Origin of the sequence: Hydrogenophaga laconesensis, assembly GCF_031457235.1 — a bacterium.
Classification (GTDB): Bacteria; Pseudomonadota; Gammaproteobacteria; order Burkholderiales; family Burkholderiaceae_C; genus Hydrogenophaga; species Hydrogenophaga laconesensis.
Map to the genome: position 1 here is coordinate 1 of NZ_JAVDWE010000039.1, position 4,815 is coordinate 4,815.

Annotated in this window: 10 protein-coding genes and 1 pseudogene; 9 read left to right on the forward strand and 2 right to left on the reverse strand. The window is 61.1% G+C overall.

Annotation, left to right across the window (positions count from 1 at the left end; genetic code table 11):
* Positions 1-208 precede the first annotated feature (208 nt).
* Positions 209-1,183, reverse strand: a complete 975-nt coding sequence (locus tag J2X09_RS26830) for a GlxA family transcriptional regulator (protein ID WP_310309904.1) — start codon at positions 1,181-1,183, stop codon at positions 209-211.
* A gap of 135 nt (positions 1,184-1,318) precedes the next feature.
* On the opposite strand from J2X09_RS26830, the gene J2X09_RS26835 reads away from it, so the two are divergent.
* On the forward strand, positions 1,319-1,612 hold the full coding sequence (locus J2X09_RS26835; RefSeq protein WP_204735960.1) for a putative quinol monooxygenase: 294 nt from the start codon (positions 1,319-1,321) through the stop codon (positions 1,610-1,612).
* A 143-nt stretch (positions 1,613-1,755) separates the two neighbouring features.
* On the opposite strand, the pseudogene J2X09_RS26840 reads toward J2X09_RS26835, so the two are convergent.
* Positions 1,756-2,130 (reverse strand): annotated as a pseudogene (locus J2X09_RS26840) (IS30 family transposase); the annotation flags it as partial.
* On the opposite strand from J2X09_RS26840, the gene J2X09_RS26845 reads away from it, so the two are divergent.
* The 8 genes from J2X09_RS26845 (at position 2,126) to J2X09_RS26880 (ending at position 4,575) form a co-directional block, all read left to right on the forward strand.
* A complete protein-coding gene (locus J2X09_RS26845; protein WP_204735959.1) occupies positions 2,126-2,332 on the forward strand; it encodes a hypothetical protein in 207 nt (68 codons plus the stop codon). The pseudogene J2X09_RS26840 and the gene J2X09_RS26845 sit on opposite strands and share 5 nt — an antisense overlap.
* Positions 2,333-2,337: 5 nt before the next feature.
* The gene (locus tag J2X09_RS26850; RefSeq protein ID WP_204735958.1) at positions 2,338-2,814 is read left to right on the forward strand and encodes a hypothetical protein; all 477 of its coding nucleotides are present in this window, start codon (positions 2,338-2,340) and stop codon (positions 2,812-2,814) included.
* Positions 2,815-2,893: 79 nt separating this feature from the next.
* Complete coding sequence (locus tag J2X09_RS26855) at positions 2,894-3,061, forward strand: hypothetical protein (RefSeq protein ID WP_204735957.1); 168 nt, start codon at positions 2,894-2,896, stop codon at positions 3,059-3,061.
* Between the two features lie 89 nt (positions 3,062-3,150).
* Positions 3,151-3,504, forward strand: a complete 354-nt coding sequence (locus tag J2X09_RS26860; RefSeq protein WP_204735956.1) for a hypothetical protein — start codon at positions 3,151-3,153, stop codon at positions 3,502-3,504.
* Between the two features lie 66 nt (positions 3,505-3,570).
* Positions 3,571-3,762 carry a hypothetical protein gene (locus tag J2X09_RS26865; RefSeq protein WP_204735955.1) on the forward strand — a complete coding sequence of 64 codons (192 nt, stop codon included), beginning with the start codon at positions 3,571-3,573 and terminating at the stop codon, positions 3,760-3,762.
* Positions 3,763-3,795: 33 nt separating this feature from the next.
* Positions 3,796-4,245 carry a hypothetical protein gene (locus tag J2X09_RS26870; RefSeq protein WP_204735954.1) on the forward strand — a complete coding sequence of 150 codons (450 nt, stop codon included), beginning with the start codon at positions 3,796-3,798 and terminating at the stop codon, positions 4,243-4,245.
* Complete coding sequence (locus J2X09_RS26875) at positions 4,242-4,412, forward strand: hypothetical protein (protein ID WP_204735953.1); 171 nt, start codon at positions 4,242-4,244, stop codon at positions 4,410-4,412. The genes J2X09_RS26870 and J2X09_RS26875 overlap by 4 nt, the downstream gene beginning before the upstream one ends.
* Before the next feature lie 13 nt (positions 4,413-4,425).
* Positions 4,426-4,575, forward strand: a complete 150-nt coding sequence (locus tag J2X09_RS26880) for a hypothetical protein (protein ID WP_204735952.1) — start codon at positions 4,426-4,428, stop codon at positions 4,573-4,575.
* Positions 4,576-4,815: the final 240 nt, after the last annotated feature.

Consider the following 4,815-nt stretch of genomic DNA (forward strand, 5'->3'; position numbering starts at 1 on the left):
GCTGCCTTGGAACATCGCGCTCGACGGACTGTAGGCTGCCCTGCGCACATCGTTGCGACTCCAAGTGCAAGGGCGTGGTTCATAGACGGCTTACCTTGGAATGGCAGATATCCCACTTTTCGCACCAAATTCACACCGGTTATCCACAGGCTTGTCCACCCTCGATCGGTCGAAGACCGAGTACGCTTTAGGTTCGCGCTTTGCGCATCTACGTTCCCAATTGGTTTGAGCGTCGGATCTCCGACGCGGTGCGGCCAGTCTTTCGGCGTAACAGCGTGCGGAGCGTGGCCCCGTTGTCGTAGCCGGTACGTGTTGCGACCTCGTCAATGCTCAGCTGGGTCGTTTTCAGCAGATAAGTTGCTCGCTCAACACGAAGGTCTTGGAAGTATGCCAGGGGCGAACGACCCAAGATCGTGTTAAGCCGGCGAGATAAGGTCCGCTCGCTCGTGCCGACAAAGGACGCAGCCCGTCCCAAGGAGAAGCCCGCATCGAGGTTTTGACGAGCCCACTTTTCGAAGAGCATCACCAACCGGTCCGTGTGACGCAAATGGTCGGGAATGGCATAGGTGGAGTGAGGCGACCGGGGGTCTAGCATGAGGTAACGTGCGACTGTGTCAGCTAATTCTGGACTGCGTTGACGAACGAACCAAAGCGCCAGGTCGAAATGTGCCAACACCGCGCCTGCAGTAACGACAGCATTCCCTGGTATGAGTGAACGACTGTCATCGAGCGTGACACCGGGATAGCGCGAGCGAAAGAAGGGAGCGAGCCACCAACTTGTGGTGGCCTCTTGCCCGTTGAGTAATCCCGCCTCGGCCAAGACAAACGTCCCCGTACACGCGGCCGCAATGGTGGCTCCTTGCGATTGCCAGCGCCCTAACAGTTCGCCAGCGCGGCGCACGTCCGGATGGGCAAGGGCTTTCTCGATTCCTTCCTCCGTCTTGGCACCCAAGGCTGGGACAAACACAAATTCAGGATTTGAGCGAGCTTCTGCCTGCATGGTGGGGATGGCAAGGCCATGCGCGGTATGTGCTACGCGGCGGATGCTGAAAACTTGCGCTTTCCACGCGTCGTTGGAGCCAGGGGGAGCCAAGTCGCGTGCAGTCGCCAAGGTGTCCTGTATCGCTGCCAGCCCTGTATCGAACACGCCATCGAGTGCCAAAATTGTCGTTGATGTCATCATGGCGAGAACGGTATCACAATTGGCAATCTTGCCAAGTCCCCTTATGGCGTTGCGATGCTAGATTTGGGTGTGCAGCCGATCATTGAAATGTCCTGGCAGCACAAACCTCAACCATTCACCGAGGAGATCATCAAGATGACGCAGATGGGTTTGTTTGTTCGGCTCGATGCCAAGCCTGGTAAGGAAGCCGCGCTAGAGGAGTTCCTTAAAGGAGCGCTTCCACTTGCACGAGCGGAGACCGGTACGCCGGTCTGGTATGCCTTGAAATTCGGTCCCAGCAGTTTCGCAATCTTCGACGCTTTCGAAGCCGAAGATGGGCGAGCCGCCCACCTCAATGGGCCTATCGCCGCAGCGCTCATGAAGCATGCGGACGAGCTTCTCGCGAAACCAGTAGTGATCGAACGCTGGGATGTTGTGGCGGTCAAATAGTGCTGAGCGGCGAAGCGCCGAAGGAGCTACGGGTTTTGTCGCTGCCGATCTGTTTCGGCGGTGAGCTTGCAGCCGTTTCACAAGAAGTAGGGCGGATTCAAACCTGAAGTGCAACACCCACAGTTTCACTGAACGAGGCTGGATTATGGTTCAGTGTGGGAGAGCAGCAATTGGCGGTACACCGCCAGCGGCGTTCTCACGCCCAGCCCCTTGCGCGGGCGGTTGTTGATCTCATCGGCGATGGCATCGAGCTGCTCCTGGCTGTAGCCGCTCAGGTCCGTGCCCTTGGGCAGGTACTGGCGCACCAGGCCATTGATGTTCTCGTTGCTGCCTCGCTGCCAGTGGCTGTGCGGATCGCAAAAGTACACCGCGATGCCCGTGTTGGCCGTCAACTCCTTGTGGCGGGCCGTCTCCCGGCCCTGGTCGTAGGTGACGGGCGCATCTGCCCTGGTCCTCCTGGCCGCATGCGGCGGACCATCCAGCGCCGATCTGGAGAAGTATTCGGAGGCCTGCGTGGACTTCTACAAGGAGCGCCGGGGGAAGTTCAGCGACGACGTGGAGATGCGAAAGCACTGGATGAAGGACAAGAAGATCGTCATCGCCTTGAAGGTTGAGAGGCGCGGCGAGCGTGGCTACACCGAGGAGCTGTGCGTGGTGGACGCGGAGGAGGGCACCGTGGCGCTGCCGTCGCTGTTTGATCGTGCGAGGTGGTCCGAATGAGGCGGGTGGCTATCGCTCTTGCTGTGGCCGTGCTGGGTACTGCCCATGCGGCCGACGGTCACAACGGCATCCGGTTCGACATGAAGCGCGAGGACCTGCAGCGTATGGGCTTCGTGTGTCGCGACTCCACGGAGGAGAGCACGCGCGGGCAGGTTCGCTGCGCACACATGGAGATGACTGGCAGGGCGTTCAGCAAGAACCTTGAGCGCTACCGCGTCGATCTGGGTCCGGACGGCGCAATCCTGCAGATCCTTGCTGATCTGGTTGACCCGCCGACCACGCTCGGAGGAATGACCAACATCACGGATGACATGAGGCTGTTCTACCCGATCGAGCACCAGTTCCCTCCGGAGTACCGGCGGTTGATGCCCAACGTCTTTCGCTACTCCAACTCGGAGGGTGCCGGTGTGCAGTTCGGCTACTTCGCCCGCTCGCGCACCGCATCCATCATCTTCTACCCGAAAGGTTCAATGAAGCCATAGCCACGTCCACCGTCCCCGCAGGCGCCCCGGAGAAATCCTCGGGCGCTTTTTTACGTCCATCCACATGAAAGGAGTCTCAATGATCTGGATACCCGCGCTGGCCATCCCGGCCGCACTCGCCATGTTCCGGCTGGGCGCGGCACTGGCCATGGCCTCGGTGCTCAAGCTGGCGGTCATCGTGCTGCTCGTCCTGCTGGCCGCTGTGCTGGTGTGGGCGCTGATTAGGAGGCGCCAAATTTTCCAATAGTCGATCTTCGCAACAACCCCCGATGGGCTCCAGCCGGTTCTGCCGCTGGGGCCTTTTTCGTTTTCACACCAATAGAAGGAGAAATGCACATGCGCGTATTGCGTGATTCGGCCTCAATCCGAGGTGCCGGCGCCGATCCTGCGGAGCCATCGTTGTCCGTGCTCATCACACGTCTGATTGCGGACCTCGACGACGAGGGATGCGACCTGACCGAGATGGTGCGGATCGTCGTGGTGGAGCCCGGCGATGCACTCGAAACGATCGACGCCGAGCTGGGGTTCCCGCTGCTGGAGCGCCCGCTGGATGTCATCGAGACCCACGACGGCTGGATTGAGCTGACCATGGTTCTGAGCGATGACGGCTCCGGCATCGTGGTGTACGTCCCCGTGCGCCCCGGTGTCGATGCCCGATTGCTTGCTCATTGTCAGGAGGCAATGTCATGAATGTTGACACCCGTCCCCCCGTCCACGACCGCCCACGAGGCGGTTTTTTTTCGTCTGGAGTAGCCCATGAGCACCAGTAGCCACCCCATCGTCACCGACTTCGCCGACCTGCTCGACGAGAACCTGCGCGAGGCCTGGGAGGAGAGGGCGGCCGTCATGCAATTCGAGGCCGGTATCCCCCGTGATCTGGCGGAGGCGCTCGCGCTTCTGCTGGTCATCCGTCAGTACCCCACAGAGGTCATCAACCGGCTCGTCTGAGCCATTCACACCACCAACCAATAGGAGCTATCCATGTCCAACGAAGAAACCGTCATCAATGAAGCGCCGAGCCTCGACGACCTCGTGCAGGTCATCCGCGTGGGCCAGTGTCCCTCGGTCTCCGGTCGATCCACGCTGACCTATCAACTGGGCCGGCTCGGAGCTGACGGCGAGCACTACATGCGCATCCACGACAACACAGGGCGGGGCATGTTCGCCCGCGACTGGGTGTCCGCCGAGGCCATCCGCGCAGTGCTGGAGGGTGATGCACCGCTGACGTCGTCCGCCTTTCGGCCGCTGTACGAGGGCCGATCCATCAACACCGGTGGATTCCTCATGGCGGCGCTCCGTGACCTGGGCGTGATCGGGCTCGACGCCGAGAACAACCGGCTGCACGTCCGCAATCCCGAAGTACCGCTGGACTCGGTCTTTGCGCCAAGCCTGGAGGCCCACGCCAAGGTGCGCCGCAGGGGCGGCAAGTGACGGCCGTCGTCAGCGCTCTGCTGGCCGCTGCACTGCTCTCAATGCTCTTCGCGAGCACGAGGGCGTTCGGCATCGTCTGCATCGTTCTCCTCTGCTACCTGAAACCCATCCTCGCGGCCTGCCTGATCGTGCTGGCCATCACCTTCGTTCTGTACCTGTTCAAGTAAAGGAAATCACCGTATGTCATACACCGACGCAATCACCGCCGCCGCGCACAGCATCGCCGACTGGGATGTGCCGCACGAGCTGCTCCCGCTGACCCTGACCAACGAGGCCGCGCGCCTGGTGCACCTGGAATCGGACCGCATGGGCTGCGCAGGGGGCGAGTAAATGAGGTGGCCTCGCCGGGGAGCTGGCGGGGCCGCCTGGCCCAAACCTGGGCACCCCTTGGGCAACCGGGGCGCGTGAGCGCACCCGAGTCTGGGCTCGCGGTTGCGAGGGCGCAGTTAAATGCCCGGCGCTCCACTTGCTCTGTTGAAGTCCCCTCGAAAACCTGAACCAGTTGGAAGTAGAGAATTCCCTCAGCAGGAGTCTCTACATGAAGAAGTCCAGATTCAGTGAAGCGCAGAT

Bases quoted from the DNA above. Each gene is read 5' to 3' on its own strand.
- J2X09_RS26830 (WP_310309904.1), bottom strand. From the start codon at position 1,183: ATGATGACATCAACGACAATTTTGGCACTCGATGGCGTGTTCGATACA.
- J2X09_RS26835 (WP_204735960.1), top strand. From the start codon at position 1,319: ATGACGCAGATGGGTTTGTTTGTTCGGCTCGATGCCAAGCCTGGTAAG.
- J2X09_RS26855 (WP_204735957.1), top strand. From the start codon at position 2,894: ATGATCTGGATACCCGCGCTGGCCATCCCGGCCGCACTCGCCATGTTC.
- J2X09_RS26860 (WP_204735956.1), top strand. From the start codon at position 3,151: ATGCGCGTATTGCGTGATTCGGCCTCAATCCGAGGTGCCGGCGCCGAT.
- J2X09_RS26865 (WP_204735955.1), top strand. From the start codon at position 3,571: ATGAGCACCAGTAGCCACCCCATCGTCACCGACTTCGCCGACCTGCTC.
- J2X09_RS26870 (WP_204735954.1), top strand. From the start codon at position 3,796: ATGTCCAACGAAGAAACCGTCATCAATGAAGCGCCGAGCCTCGACGAC.
- J2X09_RS26880 (WP_204735952.1), top strand. From the start codon at position 4,426: ATGTCATACACCGACGCAATCACCGCCGCCGCGCACAGCATCGCCGAC.